This window comes from Prosthecobacter dejongeii (genome assembly GCF_014203045.1).
Lineage (GTDB): Bacteria > Verrucomicrobiota > Verrucomicrobiia > Verrucomicrobiales > Verrucomicrobiaceae > Prosthecobacter > Prosthecobacter dejongeii.
On sequence record NZ_JACHIF010000006.1, the window covers coordinates 295,923 to 316,985 of the forward strand.

Consider the following 21,063-nt stretch of genomic DNA (forward strand, 5'->3'; position numbering starts at 1 on the left):
ACCAAAATCCTGTGTCCTTTAAGAGGACACAGAATTTTGGATGACGCGGCAATCAGCCCAGGTCAAAGAGCAGGGCCTCAGTTTCAGCACCCGCGGAAGTGATCGTCAGTGTGCCTGCATCCTCCGTGCTCAAGGCATCCCCAGGTTTCAGGGCTTGTCCATTGATGGTGGCTTCACCTTTGATGAGCTGGAACCAGACGCCGCGCCCGGCCTTCACCTCATGGGCCACGCTGTCGCTGGCACCCAGGCGCACTCGATAGACATCGGCGTCCTGATGGATGGTGGCAGAGTCTTCGCGGCCATCATGGGATATGACGAGGACCTTGGGTTCCTTCTCCTTCGCGGGATCGGGATGCCACTCGGTGTAGCTGGGCACCAAGGCGCGGGCCTCAGGCTGAATCCAGATTTGCAGAAAGTGAGCCGTCTCGGACTGGGAGGGGTTGAACTCACTGTGCAGCACACCTTTGCCAGCACTCATGAGTTGCACTTGGCCTGGCTTCAGTTCGCGTCCATTCCCCAGGCTGTCTTTGTGTGCCAGGGTGCCTTCCAGCACGTAGCTGAAGATTTCCATGTCCCGGTGAGGATGGGTGGGAAATCCGCCGCCTGGGGCGACCCGATCCTGATTGATCACCCGCAGGCTGCGAAAGCCCATGTGGGCGGGATCATAGTAGTCCGCGAAGCTGAAGGTGTGCTGGCTATTCAGCCAACCGTGATCGGCGTGGCCGCGTTCATGGGATTTACGAAGTGTGGTTTTCATGGCGACAAGATACTGCGATAGAACGTCTTCATTCGCTAATGCGGCTCTGTTTGCCTGAGACTGCGGATGGCGTATGCTACAGCCAACATGGAACTCCGTCCCCTGCGCTCCTTCATTGCCGCTGCTGAAGATGGCAACATCAGCCGCGCGGCCGCCCGCCTGCACCTCACGCAGCCAGCGCTCAGCCGCCAGATCAAGGGCCTGGAGGATGAACTTGGGGTAATCTTGCTGGAGCGTGGAGCGCATTCCTTCTCCCTCACACCAGCGGGTGAACTGTTGCTGCGGGATGGGCGCAATCTGCTGGAGCGGGCCGATGCCCTGGAGCAGCGCGTGCGGGCCACGGCCAAGGCGCAGACCATCCGTGTGGGCTACTCGCCCTCGCTCAGTGCAGGCATTCTTTCTCCGGCCATTGAGGCCTTCACGCAAGTGCACCCGAGAGCGCGGGTGGACCTGGCAGACCTCACTAACAACGAAATGGTGGATGGTCTGCAAAAGGGTACGCTCGACATCATCGTCACGGTGCCGACGATCAAGGACATCCCTGACATCACCTGGACGACGGTTCAAAAACAGGCCTGGCGGGTGGCCATCCCGCGTCAGCATCCCTTGTTAGAAAAAAAGACTCTCGTACCCAAGGATCTGCATGAGCAGCGGTTGGTCGTGTATAGTCAGAAAGAGTACCCGGACTACTGGGCTTTCATCGGCGCGTGGTTCAAGCAGCAAGGGATCAATGCCCGCATCGCCAGTGAGTGCGATGGCGTCACCAGCCTCATTTCAGCGGTGGATGCGGGCTTGGGCATCGCTCTCGTGGTGGAGCGGATTGCGTGCCTCATCCCAGAGCGTGTGGTTCTGAAAACACTGAATCCTCAGCCCGAGCCGCTACAGATCTCGGTGGGCATGCTGGACCGTCATAAGAATGACAAAATGCTGGCCGTGTTTGTCGAAGAATTGAAGCGGGCGGGAGAAGTGGATCATGCTTCCCGTTAGGTTGGGATTCAGCCCAAAAGAGCTTCTAGGCGTTTGACGCTGACAGGTTGGGCCGTGCCCAGTTCTTGGGCAAAGATAGACACACGATACTCTTCAAACAGCCAGCGAAAGGCCTCTCGATTGGTATCGCTGACCTCTTGCGGCCAGGAATTGAAGTCTGCCACGGCTGCTGCCTTGTCGATGTCTTTGGCGGGATTGTTCGCCGCGCGTTCTGCGCGCAAAAGGATGGCCTTCAGATAACGGGGGAGATGTTGAAGCTGTGCGTGGGGTGTGACGGATAAAACGTTAGGCGGCAGCAGGCGGGCAAGGTCCTGCTCAAGCCCGGCGTAGCGTTTGGGATAGGCCAAGATCTTCTGTTTCAGGTCTTCGCATTGCTTCAGGAGATCGCGGACTCGATGCGTCAGCGCAGGAAGATCTCGACGAGTGCGTTCGCACATTTCGAGAAAGCGCTTTTGAGTCAGCGGCAGAAGTGGCTCCAGTCGCAGCGCATGAGCCAGGATGTGATCACAAGCGGCAGCGGCTTTGTTCTCCGCAGGTGCTGCCTGAGAAGGGGCGGAACCCAGAGCTGCGAGGCCGCTTTGGAAATTGAGCGTTTTCTGCGGTGCTGCTTTGACCTCCAGTACGCGCAGTTCTTTGTGCAGCCAGGCGATGTCTTTGCTCAGAAGATTTTCTGCCAGCTTGCGTATGGCTGCTGGCGTGTGTTTGCGGGCCTCTTCAGGTGTTTTGAAAAGGCGCAGGTCCACCTCATCATCGCGCAGCATCAGGCCTGGATGGCCTAACACTGGAACTCCATGGATCGTTTCTACGAGTACGGTTTCCGGTACGTCGCCAAAAGACCAAGCCGACAAGGCGTAATCTTCAAAACGTTTGGCCGTCAGATCCCAGGCATCGGACTTGCGTTCCTGCTTGCGCATGGTTTCGCGGATGCTGTCCACATCGCGGCTGGCCATGACGGTTTTATTGCCCTGGCCCATCACCTCGACGCGAGGCTGTAGATAGGCCGGGAGGGTCTGTGAATTCCAGTCGGTGGCCTTGACATCCAGGCGGTAACGCTGGCGGAGGAAGGTGGCCAGGGCCTCATGGAAATCTAAGCGACCCGGGTCAAAGTCTTTGGCGATCTCGCGCGCTTTCGCCTCCAGGGGCATGAGGTCACGCCGCACCGTTTTGGGCAGCGCTCGCAGCAGCGTGGTGATCTGCTCTTCCCGTAGCCCCGGGACCATCCACAGCACCTGACCGCTGGTGAGATGTTCCGCCATGGGCAGGGGCACCTGCACCGTCACGCCATCATCTTCCTGGCCGGGTTTGTAGGCGTAGCTGATCGGCAGCACGCTGTTCCCCATGGAAGCGGCATCAGGGAACATCTCCAAATCACAGGAGAGATCATCCCCACCGGTCAGATCCTCTTCCCGAGCACAGAGGAAACCCGGCTCTTCGCGGATGCGTGCATTCACCAGTTTGTTCAGGTCATGCACGGAGGAGATGGCCGCCAATCGTGCGCGATAAAACTCAAAGAGATGTTCTTCGATGGCATACACCCGGCTGCTGCGCACACGGGTGAGGGTGGCCTCGAGGCGGTCGCGCAACTTTTGGTTATGCTGGAAGAAACGATGCGGCAGGTTGGTGGTGCCTTCCAGCAGCGCTCCACGAATGAAAAGCTGCGTGGCCGCCACGGGATCAATCTTGCCGAAATCAATTGGCTGCCTTTTCACCTCTAGGCCATGGAGAAGCAGGCGCTCGGTCACGAGAACACGCCCTGCCTTGGCGCTCCAGTGCGGTTCGCTGTAGCGCCGTTCCAGCAGGTGTCCGCCTAGCTCGGCGGCCCACTGGGGATCAATGCGGGCGATGGATCGCGCAAAAAGCTGCGAGGTCTGCACGATCTCTCCCGCGACAATCCACAGGGGTTGACGCGTTTTTTCTTGGCCTGCCTTGCCCTGTTTTTCCCGGCGCTCATAGAGGTTAGAGCCAGGGAAAACCATGACCTCACGATTGCCTGCAGCTTTGTATTGGTTACGCTCTAGGCGAGTGGCGATGTGGCCCAGGTGCCCGGCCAAAATGCAGCGGTGGATGGCGTGATCTCGAAGGGTGCCGCTGTCCTGCTTCGCTGCTTGGCCTTCAGCCTTATCCCAGGGGGAAGCGCCGCTCGTTTGGGCTTTTGTCGAATCTGCGGCAGCAGGCAGCGTGGCCTTTTTGCGATCCTCGCGAAAGGTGTCCCGCAACTGCTGCCAGACATCCCGCCACTCGGTCATGCGGGTGAAGCTGAGGAAGTAGGATTTGCAGTATTTGCGCAGGGCATTTTTGCCAGAGTTATCTGGATCTGGGGCATGGCTCCAGATCTTCAGCAGGCTAAGGAAGTCCGATTCTGGAGAGGTGAAAGTCTTGTGCGCAGCCTGGGCTTGCTCGCGTTTATCTTCGGGGCGCTCGCGCGGATCGGGAATGCTCAGGCCGGCGGCGATGATGAGCATGTCCTCCAGACAATCTTCTTCACGAGCCTGCAGCAGCATTCGGCCCAGGGTGGGGTCGAGGGGAAGATTGGCCAATTCCCGCCCAGTGGCCGTCATCTCATGGGTTTCACCCAGAGCGCCCAATTCATGCAGCAGGTCATACCCGGCACGGATGGCAGCGCTGACGGGTGGATTGATGAAAGGGAAAGTTTCGATCTCGCCTAACCGAAAGGCCTTCATCCGAAGGATGACTTCGGCGAGATTCGAGCGTTGGATTTCCGGCTGGGTGAAACGGGAGCGTTTGTTAAAATCCTCCTCTTCATAGAGGCGGATGCACACGCCATCCTGCACACGCCCTGCGCGGCCTGCGCGCTGATTGGCGCTGCTCTGGCTGATGGCTTCCACCGGCAGCCGCTTGGTGCGAGTGCGCGGATTGTACCGGCTCATGCGGGCCAGCCCTGTATCCACCACGTAGCGGATGCGGGGCAGCGTGATGGAGGTCTCCGCCACGTTCGTGGCGATGATGACACGACGCTTCGACCCAGGAGAAAAAACACGCTGCTGCTCATGCGAGGCCATTCGGCCGAAAAGAGCTAGGACTTCGATGCCTTTGCCCAATCGGCCATCCAGTGCATCGCGCGTCTCGCGGATGTCTCGTTCGGTGGGCATGAAAACGAGAACATCGCCAGAATCTGTTTCGATAAGCACTTCTTCAACCGCCGCAATGGCTGCATCGAGATGGTTGGGATCATCATCGTTGTCCCCCACCGGCTTGTAGCGGATGTCCACCGGATAAAGACGGCCCGAGACTTCAATGATGGGCGCACTACCAAAGTGGGCGCTGAAGGCCTCCGTATCAATCGTGGCGGAGGTGACCACCAGCTTCAGGTCCGGCCTCTTTTCCAAGAGCGATTTCAGATAGCCTAACAAAAAGTCAATGTTCAGAGAGCGCTCGTGCGCCTCGTCCAGAATGAGGATGGAGTAGGCACGCAGCAGGGGGTCACTTTGGATCTCGGCCAGCAGAATCCCGTCCGTCATGAACTTGATGCGTGTGTCCCGCGTGGTGTCATCGCTGAAGCGCATCTTGCAGCCCACCTCGCGGCCCCAGTGAACATCGAGCTCCTCAGCGACACGTTTGGAGACGCTCATGGCGGCCACACGTCGCGGCTGCGTACAGCCGATCACACCACGGGCTTCCCCCAGCACCTCCAGGCACATTTTGGGCAACTGCGTGGTTTTACCAGATCCGGTTTCCCCGGCCAGGATGACGACTTGGCTGGAGCGGATGGCCGCGAGGATGTCCTCACGACGGGCGGTGATGGGAAGGTCGGCAGGGTAACGAATCAAGACGGGGGCAGGCTGAATCTGGGGAGTTACAGCCTTTCACAGCCACGCCCATATCGCAAACGATCCGTGACTGTGGCGGCAGGTCTTATTTTCTGGCGGGTTCGGCTTTTTTCTTGGCTTCATCCAGCCGATTTTGCAGCTCTTCAGTCTTCTTTTGTAACTGCTGCACCTGGTCCCAGAGGTTCTTGAGTTCGGCACTCCCGGGTTGTTCGGCTTGCAGGGTTTGCACGGATTTTGCGGCAGCTTCCCTCACTGGGTCGGCATAGGGGCCTGCTTCCGGTAACATGGCTTGGAGAACTGAGAGGGCCTTGGGATCTCGCAATGTGCCCAATGCTTTGGCGGCACCGCTTCGCAGCTCTTCTTTCGGGTGGGAGAGGTGTGTCACCAAAAAGCTACGCACGGCATCTCTGTTTTCCTGTTTCCGCGCGAGGAAGGCAACGGCATCCAGCGCATTACGATAGTCCCAAGTGCGGAATTCCTGAGGGTCATCTTGAAGCTTTGCGAGGATGGCTGGCACCGCGCTGGCTTCATCTTGGGCGCGATAGGCACTTATCGAGGCAGCGGCGAGGGTGTTCTGATAGGTCTTGGAATCTAGGTGCTTTCTCAGGGCAGTGGCAATGGCAGCATCGCCTGGTCGGGTCCCCCAGCTCTTGATAATGGTCGTCAGGATGGCCGGATTCTTTTCCGTCTCGGCATGGGTGACCAGTGCCTTCTGTGCGTCTGGGTGCGGAATGGAGGTCAGGGCCTCGACCACAGCCGAGCGGCTGCGGGCATCGGTCTGGCCAGTCAGTCCGGCGATGAGAGCACTGCGGGCTGCGGGGGTGGCGATTTTTGCCAAAGCGTTGGCGGCCATGCTGCGCGCGGCATGAAACGCATCCTCCTTGAGCAGGCGGGCCAGTTTGTCCACACTACCCTGGTCCTTACGTGCTCCCAGGATCTGTGCCGCCAACATCCGTCCGATGACATCGCTAACTAATTGTTTGTCCAGCATGTCCCCGGGCGGTTGGAAGTCCACTTTCGCCAGAACGGTGTAGTCTGGGTCCACCCGCATGAGTTCAGGCTGGGCAGGTAGAGCGAAGTAAAAGGCTTCTTCCGCCTTGGTAATCTTCGCGGTGAATTTGATCGAATCTTTCTGGTCTTTGAGGCTGAATGATAAGGGCAGGGGGAACTGAAAAAGGCGTACTTGATCCGTCACTTTCTGTGTTTGCCGCACTGTCACCTTGGCTTGTTTGCTGGCTGCATCCCAGGCGTAGTCCACTTTCAGTTCAGGGAAACCCCCGTGATAAACCCATTGATCAAAGAATGCATCGAACGACAGGCCGCTGATTTCCTCCACCACCTCATGCAAATCATCGGTGCTGACAATGCCATTGCGATGACGCTCTAAATACGTGCGGATGGCGAGACGATAAAGCTCTGGCCCTAGCTGGCTGCGCAGCATGTGGAGGATCCAAGCGCCTTTCGGATAAACACGCGTGTCAAACTGCTGCATCGGGTCGCCATAGTCTCGCCACACCGTGGGGCGGGTGTCCTTAGCCTCCAGCACTTCTTCGGCCTCTAGCCAGAGCGCGTATTTCATTGCGTCATCACCACTTTTTTCCTGCTCATAAAGCACCGTGTAGTAGCTGGCGAATCCTTCATTTAACCACAGGTGAGACCAGTCCCGACAGGTCACCAAATCTCCAAACCATTGATGCGCCGTTTCGTGGGCATCTAGCCGATGCAGGCTGCGAAGGGTTTCCGTATCTGAATTGAAAAGCATGCTGCTGGCTTCAAAGGTGCAGCTTGTATTTTCCATGCCTCCGGCGATGAAGTCGTGGCAGTAAACTTGATAATATTTGTCCCACGGGAAGGGGACACCGATCTCTTTCTGGAAGAACTCGATGATCTTGCGGGTATCCGCAAAGGCATTGGCTGCCTGAGCTTCATTGGATGGCGGCACCAGCATGGCCAAGGGGAGATCGCCCGCTTTATCCTCAATCTTGTGGAAGTGGCCGGCAGCCAGCGCGATGAGGTAATTGACATGCGGCTTGTCCTGTAGCCAGTGCCAGGTGGTCAGCTCTCCTGCTTCTTTTTTATCCACCAGCTTGCCATTGGATACCACCTCCATGCCTTTCGGAGCATGGCAGATCACCTCGCTCGTGAAGCGCTCGTTTGGGTAGTCGTAGCAGGGAAACCAGAAGCGATGCATGTCTGCCTCGCCCTGACTCCAGATCTGGCTGTCTCCTGGCTTGTAGCCCATCTCGGGCGTGCGGAAATACAAACCACGAGTGGGCTCGGCACTGTATCGGATGCTCACACTTGCCTCCGCGCCTGGCGCGATGGGCGTGGCAAACACAAGCGTCAGCTTTTCCTCGGCGACGATCTTGTCTGCCAGTTTGGCGCCGGTGACTTGCACGTCGGCAATGGCGAGGTCCACCGCATCCAGTTCCAGCTTGTCCAAAGGAAGCGCGATGGGTTTGAAGGTCATCGTCATCGTTCCAGCCACGCTGCGTTTGGTGAAATCCGGAGTGACGTCTAACTTCAAGTGCTGAATGTCCACCCGGCGGTCCCGTGCATACTTGCGGCCTGGGGTCAGCTTGGTCACGGCGGGCAGCAGGTGCTTGGCGCAGTGCTCGCAGGTGTGAAGTGAGTCCGCCCAAGTGGTGGACGAAATGAGGAGCGAAAGAAGAAGGGGCCACCGCATAGGCTGCCACCATGGAGGAAACGGCACCTAGCTGGCAATCCTGGACTTTGGAAACCGACTCTTTTTGACCATTTTCTTCTTTCACGCCTTCTTGACTCATCGCTGCTTTCCTGGCCTCTTGCCATCCCCCATGCCTGCCCCTGCTGCCCTGCCTATTTTTGAGATCCGCGATGCCGTCGTTTCATGCCTGCATGATCCGAAGGTGCCGAACATGCTGATCAAGGCCCCCACAGGTTCTGGCAAGTCCACGCAGGTGCCGCAGTTTGTCCTGGATGCTGGCATCCTCAAGGATGGGCAGCGCTGCATTGTTCTCCAGCCTCGCCGCATCGCTGCACGCATGCTGGCCCAGCGTGTGGCCAAGGAACGTGGTGCAAAGCTGGGGGGTGAGGTGGGGTATCAGGTGCGGTTTGACAACGTCACCTCCCGAGACACCCGCCTCATTTACGTGACGGAAGGGGTGATGTTGCGACTGCTGATGGAGGACCCCGAGCTGGCTAAGGTGGGCTGCATCGTCATTGATGAATTTCATGAACGTCATCTCGATGGTGACCTCGTGCTCGCCTGGGCCATCGCGCTGCAGCGAGCTCGCCGACCTGATTTAAAGATCATCGTCATGTCGGCCACTTTGACGCCCGGCCCGCTGACGGAGTTCATGGAGCCCGTGGAATTGCTGGAATCTCAGGGCCGCACCTTCCCAGTGCAGGTGCGTTATCAAACCCCCAATAGAAACGCCCGCACAAATGAAATCGAACCCGTGTGGGAGCAGGCCGCGCGTGCCTGTGAAGCACTGGCGGGCGAACTCGGCAGCAGCGGTGACATCCTCGTTTTCATGCCGGGTGCTTTTGAGATCCGCAAGACGATGATGACTTTGCAAGGCCGCAGCTTTGCCAAAGGCCGCCGCATCGTCGCCCTCCATGGGGAGCTGTCTCCTCAGGACCAAGATGCCGCCGTGACGCCCGGTGAGCAGCCGAAGATCATCGTCAGTACGAACGTCGCTGAAACCTCCCTCACCATTGAGGGCGTGCGTGCCGTGGTGGATGCCGGGCTGGCTCGCATCGCCAGCTACGATCCGCGTCGTGGCATCAATACACTCACCATCCAGAAGATCAGCCGGGCCAGTGCGGAGCAGCGGGCTGGGCGTGCGGGACGTCTAGGGCCGGGTATCGCTGTGCGACTGTGGGCCGAGCGCGAGCACATCCACCGTGCAGAAAGTGAAGCGCCTGAGATCCAACGCTTGGAGTTAGGCGAAGCCCTGCTGGCTCTGCATGTGGCTTCGGACAAGGCCAAGCTAAACATCCAATGGTTCGAGCGGCCTGCTGAAGCGGCCCTGGGCCGTGCGGAGGGATTGTTGCAGGACCTAGGGGCGATTGCCCAGGGCAAACTGACCTCCATAGGCATGAAGATGTCCGCCTTTCCCACACATCCCCGTTTTGCGCGCATGCTCATGGCAGCTTCCGAAAATGGCTGTGTGCGTGAGGCTGCCCTCTGCGCGGCCATGGCCCAGGGACGTGACATCCTCATGGTGGGGAAAAACAATGCTTCTCACAAAAACGAGGACTTTTGGGAGCCGGGGGATCTCACGGAGTTCCAGGCGCTCATCCGGGCCTTCATTCGCGCCGAGGCCATGAACTTTGATCCCCAGGCCTGTATCCCGCTGAATGTCCACGCCATGGCCTGCCGTGAGGCTGCACGTAGTTACGATCAATTCCTCCGCCTTTCCCAACGTGCGGGGCTAGTCATCAATGATGAAGTGGCTTCTGCTGAATCTTTGGCAAAGACTTTGTTAGCCGCGTTCAGCGATCACCTCGGCGTGGAGACCAGCAGCGGCAGCCGCATCTATCGCGTGGCGGGTGGCTACAGTGGAAATTTGGCCAAAGATGCCCACATCAAACCACCGCGTCTGTTGGTGGCCTCAGAAATCACTGAGGTGCAGGGTAAGGCGCTGACCGTGCAGCTTAATCTTGTCACCAAGGTGGAGGAGGAGTGGCTGCGCGAACTCTTTCCCGATGACTTCAATGTGGGCAAGCGTGCTCAATACGACGCAGTGAATCGCCGTGTCATGAACCTGGAAGAGGTGCGCTTTCGCAGTCTCGTCCTCAGCAGTCGTGAGAAGGGCGAGCCTGATCACAACACCGCTGCCACACTGCTGGCTGATGAAGTCATCGCAGGTCGTCTCACCCTCACCCTTTGGAATGAACGGGTGGAGCAGTGGATCACTCGGGTGAACTGCCTAGCCAAATGGATGCCAGATCTGGAAATTCCCCCCATCACGGAAGAGGATCGTCGCATCATCATTGAGCAAGTCTGCCATGGGGCGACGGCCTATCGCCAGCTCAAGGACAAGGACGTTTTTCCCGCATTGCACCAGTGGCTAAGCCATGCGCAGCGAGATCTTTTAGAAAGCTACGCGCCGGAGCGCCTCAACCTCAAAAATGGCAAATCAGCCCGCATCGTTTATGACGAAAAGCAGCCGCCCAGTGTCAGCGTCGTGCTCCAGCAAATGTACGATGTGAATGAAAACCCGAAGGTCGCCAGTGGCCGGGTCACCGTCACCGTGCATCTCCTCTCACCTGCTCAGCGTCCCATCCAGACGACAGGCGATATTGGCCGATTCTGGAAAGAAAGTTACCCTGCTGTCCGCACCCAGCTTCGCGGTCGCTATCCCCGACATGAGTGGCGGTGAGTGGGGAGTAGGTTTTTTCAGGAGTGCGATTGAAAAAGGTTTTAGCTTTCGCAGGCGTCGTCACAAGATTTCATTCAATGGCTATTTCTAGAGGAACCAATTTAGAATCTTATGCCTAGTCCCACACCGCCTGATAACAGCAATCCCCTGCCAGTGACGGTTCAGTTGAGTTTCGACGATATCAAAAACAACTTTTCCAAGGCTGACGACCTTCAGTTGCGCGTCAAAGGTGGAATGTTGTCAGCGAAGAAAGACAATGAAGGTGTGTTTGGGGTTTTCACCCGAGGTGCTCAAAAACAGGCGGCTGAACTCGCCCTAACGGATGCTTTTAAAGTCACTACGGGAGTGGCTCCTTCGGCAAAGATTCAAGGGCAGATTCACGATGTTGTGAACCTTGACGGCAAATCTGTCAAAACTGGGTTGGATCTGGTGCAGCGAACTTGGCATGATGAACTCACTCGCCAGTGTGTTCAAAACTCTGCCAACACACCAGACGCAAATCTGAACGGGTATCTCTCAAAATTGGTGTCAAGCGCCGTTGAAACTGAGGCAAACAGGGCCGTGATGAACGGTCAAACACTCAGCGCTGCGGGGGGGCGTCAAATTGCGTTAGATGCGGTAAAATCCATTGAGGATATTCGCCTTGCCGCGACACCTGCACTTGCAGCCCAGCAGGCTCTGGCTGCAATGAATCAGCCTGGTGCGTCCAAGGATGTGGGGGCTGCGGCATTTCACGCACTGAATAGCAGAGGGGACATCACTCAGCAGGAGTTTCAAGATGTCTGCTGCGCTAGGCTACAAGTGGAACTCAATGGAGCGAGCGCCAGCACCCTTTTGCGGGAAGATACCATCTCAGCAGAATTCGCGCGTGAGTTTGTATTGACGAATGCGACACCGTATTTTGACAATGTTGAAGCCGATGCGCAAGCGCTGCGAAATAACTTAGGGGTGCTCACAGGTCCGCAAATCGGCGAGCAACTTTTGCAATCCATGGCCGCGCATGCTCCTCAAATGGCTGGCGTGCAACCCTTCCTCCATGGGCTACACCAGACAGCTCTTCAAAACCCTAATTTAGGGCCAGAGGCAGGGGATCGCATCGTTGTAAATGTGGTTTTTCTTCGTGGGGTGAGTGGCCAACTGACCGGTAATTTGACTCCGGAATTAGCGGACAGCGATCCCGCGAAGGCTGCGAGTGCAAGAACTCTGCTGAATGGGGTGAAAATCGCTCAGACTTTTGCCTCCACAAGCTACCTGCCGGATCCCCTTGCTGTATCGGGCCCACTCGATCAAGGGGCTGCTGATATCCGACAAGGTGGAGCTGCTATGCCGGCCTGGGATACGATGATGGATCAAATTCGTGGTCCCGTGGCTCCCGTCGGATTGGCGGTGTTGCCAGCCATCTCACCACCCGCGTCTCCCCCATCATCGTTGTTGGTTTCGTCTCCAGCATCTCCCCCATCCTCTTTGTTGGTTTCCTCACCTCCCTTGGCCTCATCCGATTCATCTTTGAGTTTGAAAGAGGATTCTTCGCCCGTGAGACCTGAGTACGATCATCCTTTTGAAAGAGAAATGGAAGATCGTGATTTGGACATGGAACAAGATGACATTGCCGATTCTTTGAGTGCAGGCGGTGCTAAAGCGGATGATGGGCCTGCCAAATTAGAGCGATCACAAAGCGTGTCCGACATGTACAAAAGCGAGTTCCAGAAAAATAAGGAAAAGGCATCCGCCCCAAGCTTGGAAGTGAAGACACCGCTGACGCGGACGACATCCCATCTCTAAGACGGCGATCGGGAACTGCTCAATCAAGGACTCAGGGCATCCTCATCCCACCATCTCCAGGAAGATCTCTTCAAGTCGTAGCCCTTGCTTCTCATGGGCGGCGCGCAGTTCTTGCAGGGTGCCGACGAAGAGAAGTTTGCCCCGATTGATGATGCCGATGCGGTCCGCCACCTCTTCGGCGATGTTGAGGAGGTGCGTGCTCATCAGCACCGTGGCTCCTGCCTGGGTCTGGCGTTTGAGTTCTTCTTTCACCACACGGGCGTGGATGGGGTCCAGGCCCACCATGGGTTCATCAATGACGAAGACCTTCGGGTCATGCAGTAGGGCGCTAGCGATCGCTAACCTCTGACGTGTGCCATGGCTGAGATTCTCGATTCGCTGACCGCAATGCTCATGCAGGCCAAATTGAGTGAAAAGCTCGTTGGTGCGCTTGGCGGCGTGTTGAATGTCCATCTCAAAAAGCTCGGCGATGAAATGCATGAATTCGGGGGCGCTCAGCTTTTCATAAAACACCGCTACGTCCGGCACATAACCCAGCATGGACTTGGCCTTGAGCGGCTCTTTTTGGATATCAATCCCACAGATGCGAACCTGGCCACTCATCGGTTTCATGAGGCCCGTCAGTAGCTTGATAGCCGTGGTCTTACCTGCGCCATTGGGGCCTAAAAAGGCGAACAGTTCTCCAGGCTGGATTTCCAGAGACAGGCTGTCCAGCGCCTTGAGGTCGCCGTAGTGCATGGTGAGGTTATCAATCTGGATCATGAATGCTTAAACAGTTTTTCTCGGGACAGTGTTCAGTATTCAGTTTTCGTCGGCTTTGAATACTGAATACTTTCTTTCTGGCCAAGCTCGCCCGCCCGCCCATCATACAGGCCACTTTATGAAAATCGTCCTGCTCGATGCCTACACCGCCAATCCAGGAGACGTCTCCTGGGCACCTCTGCAAGCCATCGCTGAATGCGAGATTCACGATCGTACACCCGTGACAGAAACCGCCGCGCGCTGTGCCGGTGCGGAAGTGATTATTACCAACAAAGCACCTGTCACCCGTGAGATCATCGCGGCCTTGCCTGATCTTAAATACATCGGTGTCACCGCGACGGGTTACAACATTGTGGATGTGGCGGCGGCTAAGGAGCGCGGCATCGTCGTGACCAATGTGCCAGGCTACAGCTCGCCCGCCGTGGCCCAGCTTGTTTTTGCCCTGCTGCTGGAGCTGACCAACCACGTGGGCCATCACGCCCAAACCGTTGCTGAAGGTCGCTGGCAGAGTTGCCCAGACTTCTGCTACTGGGATTTTCCCATCATTGAGCTCAGTGGTCGCACGCTCGGCATCATTGGTTATGGCGATATCGGTTCTGCTGTTGGTCGCATCGCGGTGGCTTTTGGCATGAAGGTTCTCGCGAGCAAACGTGACTGGAAAGTGGCTCCTCCAGAAGGGGTGACTCCGGCCAGCATAGACGAAGTCTTTGCGCAGAGTGATGCCATCAGCCTGCACTGCCCGCTGACCGATGCGACCAAGCACCTGGTCAATGGCCGCACCCTCGGCCTCATGAAGGAATCCGCCTTCATCATCAACACAGGCCGCGGGCCTCTGGTGGATGAGGCCGCCCTGGCCGCCGCACTGAACAGTGGCCGCATTGCAGGGGCTGGCTTGGACGTTCTTTCGGTGGAGCCGCCTAAGGATGGCAATCCGCTAATAGGAGCCAAAAACTGTCTCATCACACCGCACATCGGCTGGGCCAGCCGTGAGGCGCGTGTCCGCCTCATCGCGGCTACGGCTTCTAATTTGCAGGCCTTCCTCGATGGAAAACCCGTCAATGTTGTCGGTTAATCCCGCCGCCATAAGTCAAAAAAACGTGGAGGAGAGCGCCGTCGCGATCCGCCTCCACGCTCTAAATCTATACCCTTAGATCTTAGGCACGTTCAGCCACTTGCGCTCGGCCCAGCTTTGTAGGCCTAGTTCTGCGAGCTGCACGCCCTTAGCACCTTCACGCAGTGTCCAACGGAAAGGGGTATCGAGAGCCACATGCTTGATGAACATCTCCCACTGGATCTTGAAGGCATTGTCATACTCCGCCGTATCCGGCACTTCCTGCCAGTGGTTGTAATGGTTAATCGGGCTGTCAATGTCTGGGTTCCACACTGGTTTTGGCGTGCCTGCCATGGATTGGAACCAGCACTTGCGCAGCCCCACCATGGCCGAGCCGTGGGTGCCATCCACTTGCAGCGTTAAGAGATCATCGCGCCGCACACGCACGTTCCACGAGCTGTTGAACTGGCACACCACATTGTCGGCCGTTTCAAAGGTGGCGTAGCAACTGTCATCGGTGTCGCAGTTGTACGTCTCGCCTTTCTCGTCCACTCGCTGAGGGATGTGTGTGGCCCCAAGGCAAGATACGGCTGTGACTTCGCCGAACAAATTATCGATCACGTAACGCCAGTGGCAGAGCATGTCCACGATGATGCCGCCACCATCGGCCTTTCGATAATTCCAGGAAGGGCGCTGCGCAGGCTGTCCTTCATGCTCACCGGTGAAGACCCAGTAGCCAAATTCACCGCGCACGCTCAGGATGCGACCAAAGAACCCCTGCGACTTTAGGAGCGCGAGTTTGCGCAGCCCTGGCAGCCACAGTTTGTCCTGAACCACGCCGTTCTTGATACCCGCTTTCTCACAGACTTCAGCTAGGCGAAGGGCTTCAGCCGTCTCCACTGCGGTTGGTTTTTCGCAATAAATGGCCTTGCCAGCTGCTGCTGCCATTTGCACGAAACGTGCGCGGTGCAGGGTGCCGGAGGCATCAAAGAAAATCGGGTAAGCAGGGTCTGCCAGCACCGCAGGGAGATCTGTGCTGGTCTTCAAGGGCCCTGTTTTGGCACAGCTATGTTTCGTCGCCAGTTCCTGCAACTTGCTCGCACTGCGGCCCGTGAGGATCGGATCCGGCATCAGGGTGAGTTCATCGGAAACCTTGATGCCGCCCTGGCGGATGATGGCCAGGATGGAGCGCACGAGGTGCTGATTGGTGCCCATGCGTCCCGTGACGCCGTTGAGAATGATGCCGATGCGTTGGATGCTCATGTGAAAGAAGGTTGGGCAATCGCATGGATTGCGTGTTGCTTTTTAAATCATATATGATATATGGCAAGTGCGTTTTTCAATGCGTCTTTTCTTCAGCACCCATGCCTAAAGCTTTTTCCAAACCCGCTTCATCTGCCCCCTTGGAGATTCCTGCTGCTGTCATCACGACCAAACAGCGTGCCGTTTATGAAGCTCTACGAGGGGAGATCATGGGGGGCGTTTTGCAGCCGGGGGAGGTGCTGGTGATTGATGCCTTGGCGAAGCGATTTCAGGTCAGCATTATCCCTGTGAGGGAAGCTCTGCGTCAGCTTCAGTCGGAGAGACTGGTCGAAATCCGGGCTCATACAGGCGTTCGTGTTACTCCGGTGGATGTGTCGGCGCTGGTTGAAATCTTTGCGTTATTAGGCGCTCTGGAGACGGCGTCGGCCATCCATGCACTACCGCTGATGACCAGCGCGGACTTGGCCGAGCTGGAGGCCATCCTTCAGGTTTTAGAAAGCACGGCAGCAAGTGGTGACACGGCGGGTTTTGAGCAGGCTAATCGCCGATTTCACCTTCTGCCCTGCCGCATCGCGGGCTTCACACGGGCCGAGCAGGGGTTACAATCCATCCTGGCAGAATGGGAGCGTCTTCACCGTCTCGCCTTCAAGGGTACTCAGCCACCTAGCCCTGAGCAGGCGAATAAAGAGCACCGCGCCATCGTGCGGGCCTTTCGTCAAGGCGATGCGGAGAAGCTCACGCAAGTCATCCAGCGGCATAATGCCACCGCTCTTTCGCATTATCAAAAGCTCATGAAGTGAACGGGGCAGTGGAGTCCTAGAGATGAAGCACTCCTTAGGTGTGGTTTTGCAAAGCCTCCTTCCTGGGTTGACTCTCATCTCGCTTGCCCTTTCTTGGCGGCCCCAAAACCATGATCCGCGTCCGCTTCGCTCCCTCCCCTACTGGTGACCTCCACGTCGGTGGTGCCCGCACTGCTTTGTTCAACTGGCTCTTCGCTCGTAAAAACGGCGGCACCTTCATTCTGCGCATTGAGGATACCGATGGCGCACGCAATACCGAAGAAGCCTCCGCAGGCATCCTCAAGGGGCTGAAGTGGCTGGGACTGGACTGGGATGAAGGCCCCGAAAAAGGCGGTGATTATGGCCCCTACTACCAGAGCCAGCGCAAAGAAATTTACGACCGTTACCTCGCCAAGCTGACTGCCGATGGCCGCACCTACGTGGAGGAAAATGGGGCCGTTCGGTTCAAGTTCAGCCGCACCGCCATCACGGTGCATGACCTCGTCTGTGGTGATGTCACCTTCGCTCCGACGGAAGAGCCAGACATGACGCTCCGCCGTCCCGATGGCAGCTACATCTTCCACTTCGTCAATGTCGTGGACGACATCGAAATGAGAATGACGCACGTCTTCCGGGGGGAGGATCACCTCTCCAATACCTGGAAACACATTGATCTCTTCAATGCCTTCGGGGCCACCCCGCCTACTTATGCACACATTCCTCTGATCTTGAACAGCGACAGCTCCAAGATGAGCAAGCGCGATGCCGGCAGCGCCATCGAGAGCAGTTATATGAATGGCGGCTTCCTGCCCGACGCAGTTTTTAACTACCTCTGCCTCCTAGGCTGGACTCCTCGCACCGAGGCGGAAGTGCTGGACCGCGCCACGCTGACCAGCCTGTTTGAACCTGCGGAAATCCATAGCTCCAATGCCCGCTTTGACATGCAGAAATGCAGTTGGTTTAATGCGCAGTATCTCCGTGCCCTGAACCCGGAAAATCTCTTTGCCGCCACCCGTCCCTTCTTGGACAAAGCAGGTCTCATCATCACCGATGAAGCCATGGCCGCTGCCGCTGTTTATAGCGTGAAAGAAAAGGTCAGCCTGCTGACGGAGATCCCCGATTGGGTGCATTATTTCTTTCGCGAGGACTATCCCTTTGAGGCGGATGTGGTCACTAAGCTCAAGGCCAAGCCTGAGAACCCGGCCTTGCTACAAGCTGCATCCACAGCCTTCGCCGCACTCACAGAATGGACGGAAGCCAGCGTGCACACCGCCATCGAAGACGCGGCGAAAGCAGCGGGTGTCAAACCTGGGGCGCTGATGCCCTTGCTGCGTTTTGCCCTCAGTGGCCAGTCCCGTGGACCAGGAGTTAGCACCATTGCGCACCTCATCGGTCAGGCGAGTACCTTAGGGCGCATCGAGCGCACGCTGGGCCTCTAAAAGAAGATCAAGACAAAGCCTCGCAAGCAATCGTTTGATCTGACCGCAACTCTCGAGAAGTCCAAAGGTTTATCCCTTTGGCCTCCTCCGAGGTTGCGCACCCCTTTGATCCGATGAAACTTAACGCGATGACACGATTTCTGGCAGTCTCTGGCCTCTTGCTAGCCCTGGCAACGGTCGCCCGCGCTGAACCTCCACCACCACCCAAAGGAGAGCGCGGGGACAAGCCCTCTCCACACTACGGCCCGCCTAAGGAAAGGGGGGAGCGGGGAGATCGTGACCGCGGCGATTGGCGTGGAGGGATGTCTGGTTTTGGTGGGCGACCTCCCATGCGGCATGATGGCTTTGACAAGCTTCCCGACGACGAAAAAAAGCGCGTCCGCGAGGCTCTGGATAAAGTATGGAGTCGCCCCGAAGTCATCGAAGCGAAAGACAAAGCTATGCGTGCCAATGAAGAGATGAGGGATACCATCCGCGAATCTCTCAAAAAGATAGATCCTGAAGCAGCGGCGATTTTGGCCAAGATCGAACCCAAAGATCACTTTGACCCTCGGGAATTACCCAAGCTCCCCGCCACAGATTCGACCGATTTTCCTCGGATCATGGTGCAGCGCCTTGGCATGGAGTTGATGAGTTTTTCCCGCCCTGAGCGCCGTGAAGAAACTCGCAAACTGCATGAGCGCGTGGTCGCTTACCCTAAGGTGCGTGAGGCCATCACCCGGGTGGAAGGCACGACTGGTGAAGAGCGCGTGCAGGCCGTGCAGAGCCTACGCGAAAGCTATCGCGAGGCTGTGGGCAAAGAATTCCAGGCTGCTAGAGAACGCCGGGCTAAAGAAGGCGAGGCGGGAAGCCCGCCGCCGCCTAAACCCTAGGCCTCTACGGCTGCTTTTCAGGCTTCATCGCCGAGGCGTTTGTCTCCGACGAGGTAACCCTGGACGTAATCTCGCACCGCTTCATTGAGGGTGTATAAATCCTGGGTGAAGCCGGAGGCGCGCAGTTTGGTGATGTCTGCGCAGGTATAATACTGGTACTTGGACTGGAGATGCTCAGGCATATCCACAAACTCTATGTTAGGCTGCTGCCCCAAGGCGGCAAAGATGCCCTGAGCTAGCTGCACCCAGGTGTGTGCCTGGCCAGAGCCCAGGTTAAAGAGGCCATTGGCCTGGGTCTGCTCTGCCAGGTGCAGAGTCATCTGGATGGCATCTTTGACGTAAAGAAAGTCGCGCATCTGCTCGCCATCCTTGTAGTCAGGGCGGTGAGATTTAAAGAGCTGCACCTTCCCGGTGTTCAGGATCTGACCATACGCCTTATGCACCACGCTACGCATGTCTGCCTTATGGTCTTCATTGGGGCCATAGACATTGAAATACTTCATGCCCACCACCTGGCTGAGCATGCCAGTGCGCTGGGCATGGATGTCAAAGAGGTGCTTGGAATAACCATACATGTTCAGCGGCCGCAGGCGGTGCAGATCCTGCAGTTGATCATCCATGCCGTGGGCGCCATCGCCATAAGTTGCGGCGGAAGAGGCATAGACAAAACGGGTGCCTTTGGCCAGAGACCACTCACACAGGATCTTGGTCAGCTCATAATTATTGCGCATGAGGTAGTCGGCATCCTTCTCCGTGGTGGCTGAGCAGGCCCCGAGATGCAGGATGACATCAAATTGCCCCAGGCTGTCAGGAGAGGTGCGGATGTGCTTTTCCAAATCTCCACCATCCACATAATCATGGAAGCGCAGAGGGACGAGATTCTTCCACTTTTCATCCGTGCAGAGACGGTCTGAGACGATGATGTTTTCGCAACCACGGCGATTCAGTTCCCAGACGAGGGCGCTGCCGATGAATCCGGCGCCACCGGTGACGAGAATGCGGCTTTCAGGGGTGATGGGCATCCGTAGGCGATAGCGAGGGGCGATGGATTTCGCAACCTCCACTTCTGAATGAACCTGCAGAAGCGCCGTTACAGCGATTCCCGCCAGACCGCCGGGTGCAGAAAGGTAGCTGCCGCAGCCTTACCAGCTTCACTGCCTGCGACGGTATCCATCGTCATGCCATCCCGATAGAGCAGGGCAGGATAGAGGAAAACTTCATCGGCAATCTGGAGGCGGGGAATCAGGGCCGCTCCATGGTGCTCCACCTCCCAGTTGAGCAGGAGAGGTTCTTCGTCCGTAAAGCTATCCATCGGGCGCTCGATCCAGCCGACTAAACCACTGTCATTCACGAGATCCCAAATTTCCCCAGTTTCCAGATCCACCCGCACCGCGAAGCCATGCATGGGATGTCCTTCAGCACTAACTTCAGATGTCTTTGCCACCAGGGCGATCACAATCTGGCGGCAGGCATTTTGTGAAGGGACGATGTCCACCTGAAAGCCAAAACGCAGGGGGTGATCTGGCACCAAAATCTCTCCAAAGCTGAGAAGATCAAAGTTGGCGAAGGCCATTTCCGAACTGACGAGGGGAGCGGGAGTTTGCATGGCGAATTTCAATAACTTGTCAGCATTTTGTCATGATTTATCTAAAATATCAACTGGTTATGGTAAACTTTAAAAACATTATAATATTAACATATCTGAAATAATGTTCCTTCATAAGCGCGTTGCTGCGCGGGGCGTTTATTGCCCAGCAGTCTGCAAGCGACTCAAAATCAAGTCTTTAGGTGCAAGACTCAGGCCAAGTCAGTGAGCCATCTCACCACGGGCACATCTGCCGGGGCCAAGTCGGGGCGCAGAAGATTTTTTTGAAAATCCCAAATGAGCTCGGTGTGCTCATGAGCCTGGGGCTCTGGGCTTTCAGAGGTCAATTCACACAAGAAGGGAAAAAGGCGAATGCACCCCCACGGATACTCATGCAAAAAGGCAGGGCCTGCCTGAAGGATGCGGACCTCACAGCCCAGTTCCTCCATGAGCTCCCGGTGCAGGGCTAGCGCAGGAGTTTCGCCTGGATCGACTTTCCCCCCTGGGAATTCCCACAGACCTGCCAGCCGTTTGCCTGGTGGGCGCTGGGCAAGGAGGATGCGGTCTTGGCGTCGGATCACGGCGCAGACCACGTCCACAGGCATGGCGGGAGAGAGAGTCATTTTTTC

15 protein-coding genes are annotated in these 21,063 nt (G+C 57.0%); 7 read left to right on the forward strand and 8 right to left on the reverse strand.

Annotated features, from left to right (window positions below):
- Positions 1–52: 52 nt before the first annotated feature.
- Positions 53–757, reverse strand: a complete 705-nt coding sequence (locus tag HNQ64_RS15435; protein WP_184210175.1) for a pirin family protein — start codon at positions 755–757, stop codon at positions 53–55.
- A gap of 87 nt (positions 758–844) precedes the next feature.
- Here HNQ64_RS15435 and HNQ64_RS15440 point away from each other — a divergent pair, with 87 nt between their 5' ends.
- The gene (locus HNQ64_RS15440) at positions 845–1,744 is read left to right on the forward strand and encodes a LysR family transcriptional regulator (RefSeq protein WP_184210177.1); all 900 of its coding nucleotides are present in this window, start codon (positions 845–847) and stop codon (positions 1,742–1,744) included.
- An 8-nt stretch (positions 1,745–1,752) separates the two neighbouring features.
- Here HNQ64_RS15440 and hrpA read toward each other — a convergent pair whose 3' ends face one another.
- Positions 1,753–5,532, reverse strand: coding sequence for an ATP-dependent RNA helicase HrpA (gene hrpA / locus HNQ64_RS15445; protein WP_184210179.1), 3,780 nt, complete (start codon positions 5,530–5,532; stop codon positions 1,753–1,755).
- An 85-nt stretch (positions 5,533–5,617) separates the two neighbouring features.
- Positions 5,618–8,218 (reverse strand): M1 family aminopeptidase, encoded by a 2,601-nt coding sequence (locus HNQ64_RS15450; protein WP_184210181.1) that lies wholly within the window; start codon positions 8,216–8,218, stop codon positions 5,618–5,620.
- Positions 8,219–8,348: 130 nt separating this feature from the next.
- Here HNQ64_RS15450 and hrpB point away from each other — a divergent pair, with 130 nt between their 5' ends.
- Positions 8,349–10,901 (forward strand): ATP-dependent helicase HrpB, encoded by a 2,553-nt coding sequence (gene hrpB, locus HNQ64_RS15455; RefSeq protein WP_184210183.1) that lies wholly within the window; start codon positions 8,349–8,351, stop codon positions 10,899–10,901.
- A 111-nt stretch (positions 10,902–11,012) separates the two neighbouring features.
- A complete protein-coding gene (locus HNQ64_RS15460) occupies positions 11,013–12,683 on the forward strand; it encodes a hypothetical protein (RefSeq protein WP_184210185.1) in 1,671 nt (556 codons plus the stop codon).
- Positions 12,684–12,725: 42 nt separating this feature from the next.
- Here HNQ64_RS15460 and HNQ64_RS15465 read toward each other — a convergent pair whose 3' ends face one another.
- On the reverse strand, positions 12,726–13,445 hold the full coding sequence (locus tag HNQ64_RS15465; RefSeq protein ID WP_184210187.1) for an ABC transporter ATP-binding protein: 720 nt from the start codon (positions 13,443–13,445) through the stop codon (positions 12,726–12,728).
- 118 nt (positions 13,446–13,563) lie between these two features.
- On the opposite strand from HNQ64_RS15465, the gene HNQ64_RS15470 reads away from it, so the two are divergent.
- Complete coding sequence (locus tag HNQ64_RS15470) at positions 13,564–14,517, forward strand: D-2-hydroxyacid dehydrogenase (RefSeq protein WP_184210189.1); 954 nt, start codon at positions 13,564–13,566, stop codon at positions 14,515–14,517.
- Between the two features lie 75 nt (positions 14,518–14,592).
- On the opposite strand, the gene HNQ64_RS15475 is transcribed toward HNQ64_RS15470, so the two are convergent.
- Positions 14,593–15,759: a Gfo/Idh/MocA family protein gene (locus tag HNQ64_RS15475; protein ID WP_184210191.1), complete on the reverse strand. Its 1,167-nt coding sequence runs from the start codon at positions 15,757–15,759 to the stop codon at positions 14,593–14,595.
- Positions 15,760–15,860: 101 nt separating this feature from the next.
- Here HNQ64_RS15475 and HNQ64_RS15480 point away from each other — a divergent pair, with 101 nt between their 5' ends.
- The 3 genes from HNQ64_RS15480 (at position 15,861) to HNQ64_RS15490 (ending at position 18,849) form a co-directional block, all read left to right on the forward strand.
- Positions 15,861–16,559, forward strand: coding sequence for a GntR family transcriptional regulator (locus HNQ64_RS15480; protein WP_184210193.1), 699 nt, complete (start codon positions 15,861–15,863; stop codon positions 16,557–16,559).
- Positions 16,560–16,669: 110 nt separating this feature from the next.
- Positions 16,670–17,977, forward strand: a complete 1,308-nt coding sequence (locus tag HNQ64_RS15485) for a glutamate--tRNA ligase (RefSeq protein ID WP_184210195.1) — start codon at positions 16,670–16,672, stop codon at positions 17,975–17,977.
- Positions 17,978–18,090: 113 nt separating this feature from the next.
- Entirely contained in the window at positions 18,091–18,849 is a 759-nt protein-coding gene (locus HNQ64_RS15490; RefSeq protein WP_184210197.1) for a hypothetical protein, read from the forward strand.
- Positions 18,850–18,866: 17 nt separating this feature from the next.
- Here HNQ64_RS15490 and rfaD read toward each other — a convergent pair whose 3' ends face one another.
- From rfaD to HNQ64_RS15505, 3 genes are all read right to left on the reverse strand, one after another.
- Complete coding sequence (rfaD, locus tag HNQ64_RS15495) at positions 18,867–19,871, reverse strand: ADP-glyceromanno-heptose 6-epimerase (protein WP_184210199.1); 1,005 nt, start codon at positions 19,869–19,871, stop codon at positions 18,867–18,869.
- Between the two features lie 68 nt (positions 19,872–19,939).
- Complete coding sequence (locus tag HNQ64_RS15500; protein ID WP_184210201.1) at positions 19,940–20,455, reverse strand: hypothetical protein; 516 nt, start codon at positions 20,453–20,455, stop codon at positions 19,940–19,942.
- A 191-nt stretch (positions 20,456–20,646) separates the two neighbouring features.
- Positions 20,647–21,057: an NUDIX domain-containing protein gene (locus HNQ64_RS15505; protein WP_281382928.1), complete on the reverse strand. Its 411-nt coding sequence runs from the start codon at positions 21,055–21,057 to the stop codon at positions 20,647–20,649.
- Positions 21,058–21,063: the final 6 nt, after the last annotated feature.

What these genes read in the sequence shown, in the direction of transcription:
- HNQ64_RS15490 (WP_184210197.1), top strand. Translation starts at nt 18,091, where the DNA reads ATGAAACTTAACGCGATGACACGATTTCTGGCAGTCTCTGGCCTCTTG.
- HNQ64_RS15465 (WP_184210187.1), bottom strand. Translation starts at nt 13,445, where the DNA reads ATGATCCAGATTGATAACCTCACCATGCACTACGGCGACCTCAAGGCG.
- HNQ64_RS15485 (WP_184210195.1), top strand. Translation starts at nt 16,670, where the DNA reads ATGATCCGCGTCCGCTTCGCTCCCTCCCCTACTGGTGACCTCCACGTC.
- HNQ64_RS15460 (WP_184210185.1), top strand. Translation starts at nt 11,013, where the DNA reads ATGCCTAGTCCCACACCGCCTGATAACAGCAATCCCCTGCCAGTGACG.
- HNQ64_RS15450 (WP_184210181.1), bottom strand. Translation starts at nt 8,218, where the DNA reads ATGCGGTGGCCCCTTCTTCTTTCGCTCCTCATTTCGTCCACCACTTGG.
- HNQ64_RS15475 (WP_184210191.1), bottom strand. Translation starts at nt 15,759, where the DNA reads ATGAGCATCCAACGCATCGGCATCATTCTCAACGGCGTCACGGGACGC.
- HNQ64_RS15505 (WP_281382928.1), bottom strand. Translation starts at nt 21,057, where the DNA reads ATGACTCTCTCTCCCGCCATGCCTGTGGACGTGGTCTGCGCCGTGATC.
- HNQ64_RS15480 (WP_184210193.1), top strand. Translation starts at nt 15,861, where the DNA reads ATGCCTAAAGCTTTTTCCAAACCCGCTTCATCTGCCCCCTTGGAGATT.
- HNQ64_RS15435 (WP_184210175.1), bottom strand. Translation starts at nt 757, where the DNA reads ATGAAAACCACACTTCGTAAATCCCATGAACGCGGCCACGCCGATCAC.
- rfaD (WP_184210199.1), bottom strand. Translation starts at nt 19,871, where the DNA reads ATGCCCATCACCCCTGAAAGCCGCATTCTCGTCACCGGTGGCGCCGGA.
- hrpB (WP_184210183.1), top strand. Translation starts at nt 8,349, where the DNA reads ATGCCTGCCCCTGCTGCCCTGCCTATTTTTGAGATCCGCGATGCCGTC.
- HNQ64_RS15440 (WP_184210177.1), top strand. Translation starts at nt 845, where the DNA reads ATGGAACTCCGTCCCCTGCGCTCCTTCATTGCCGCTGCTGAAGATGGC.
- HNQ64_RS15500 (WP_184210201.1), bottom strand. Translation starts at nt 20,455, where the DNA reads ATGCAAACTCCCGCTCCCCTCGTCAGTTCGGAAATGGCCTTCGCCAAC.
- HNQ64_RS15470 (WP_184210189.1), top strand. Translation starts at nt 13,564, where the DNA reads ATGAAAATCGTCCTGCTCGATGCCTACACCGCCAATCCAGGAGACGTC.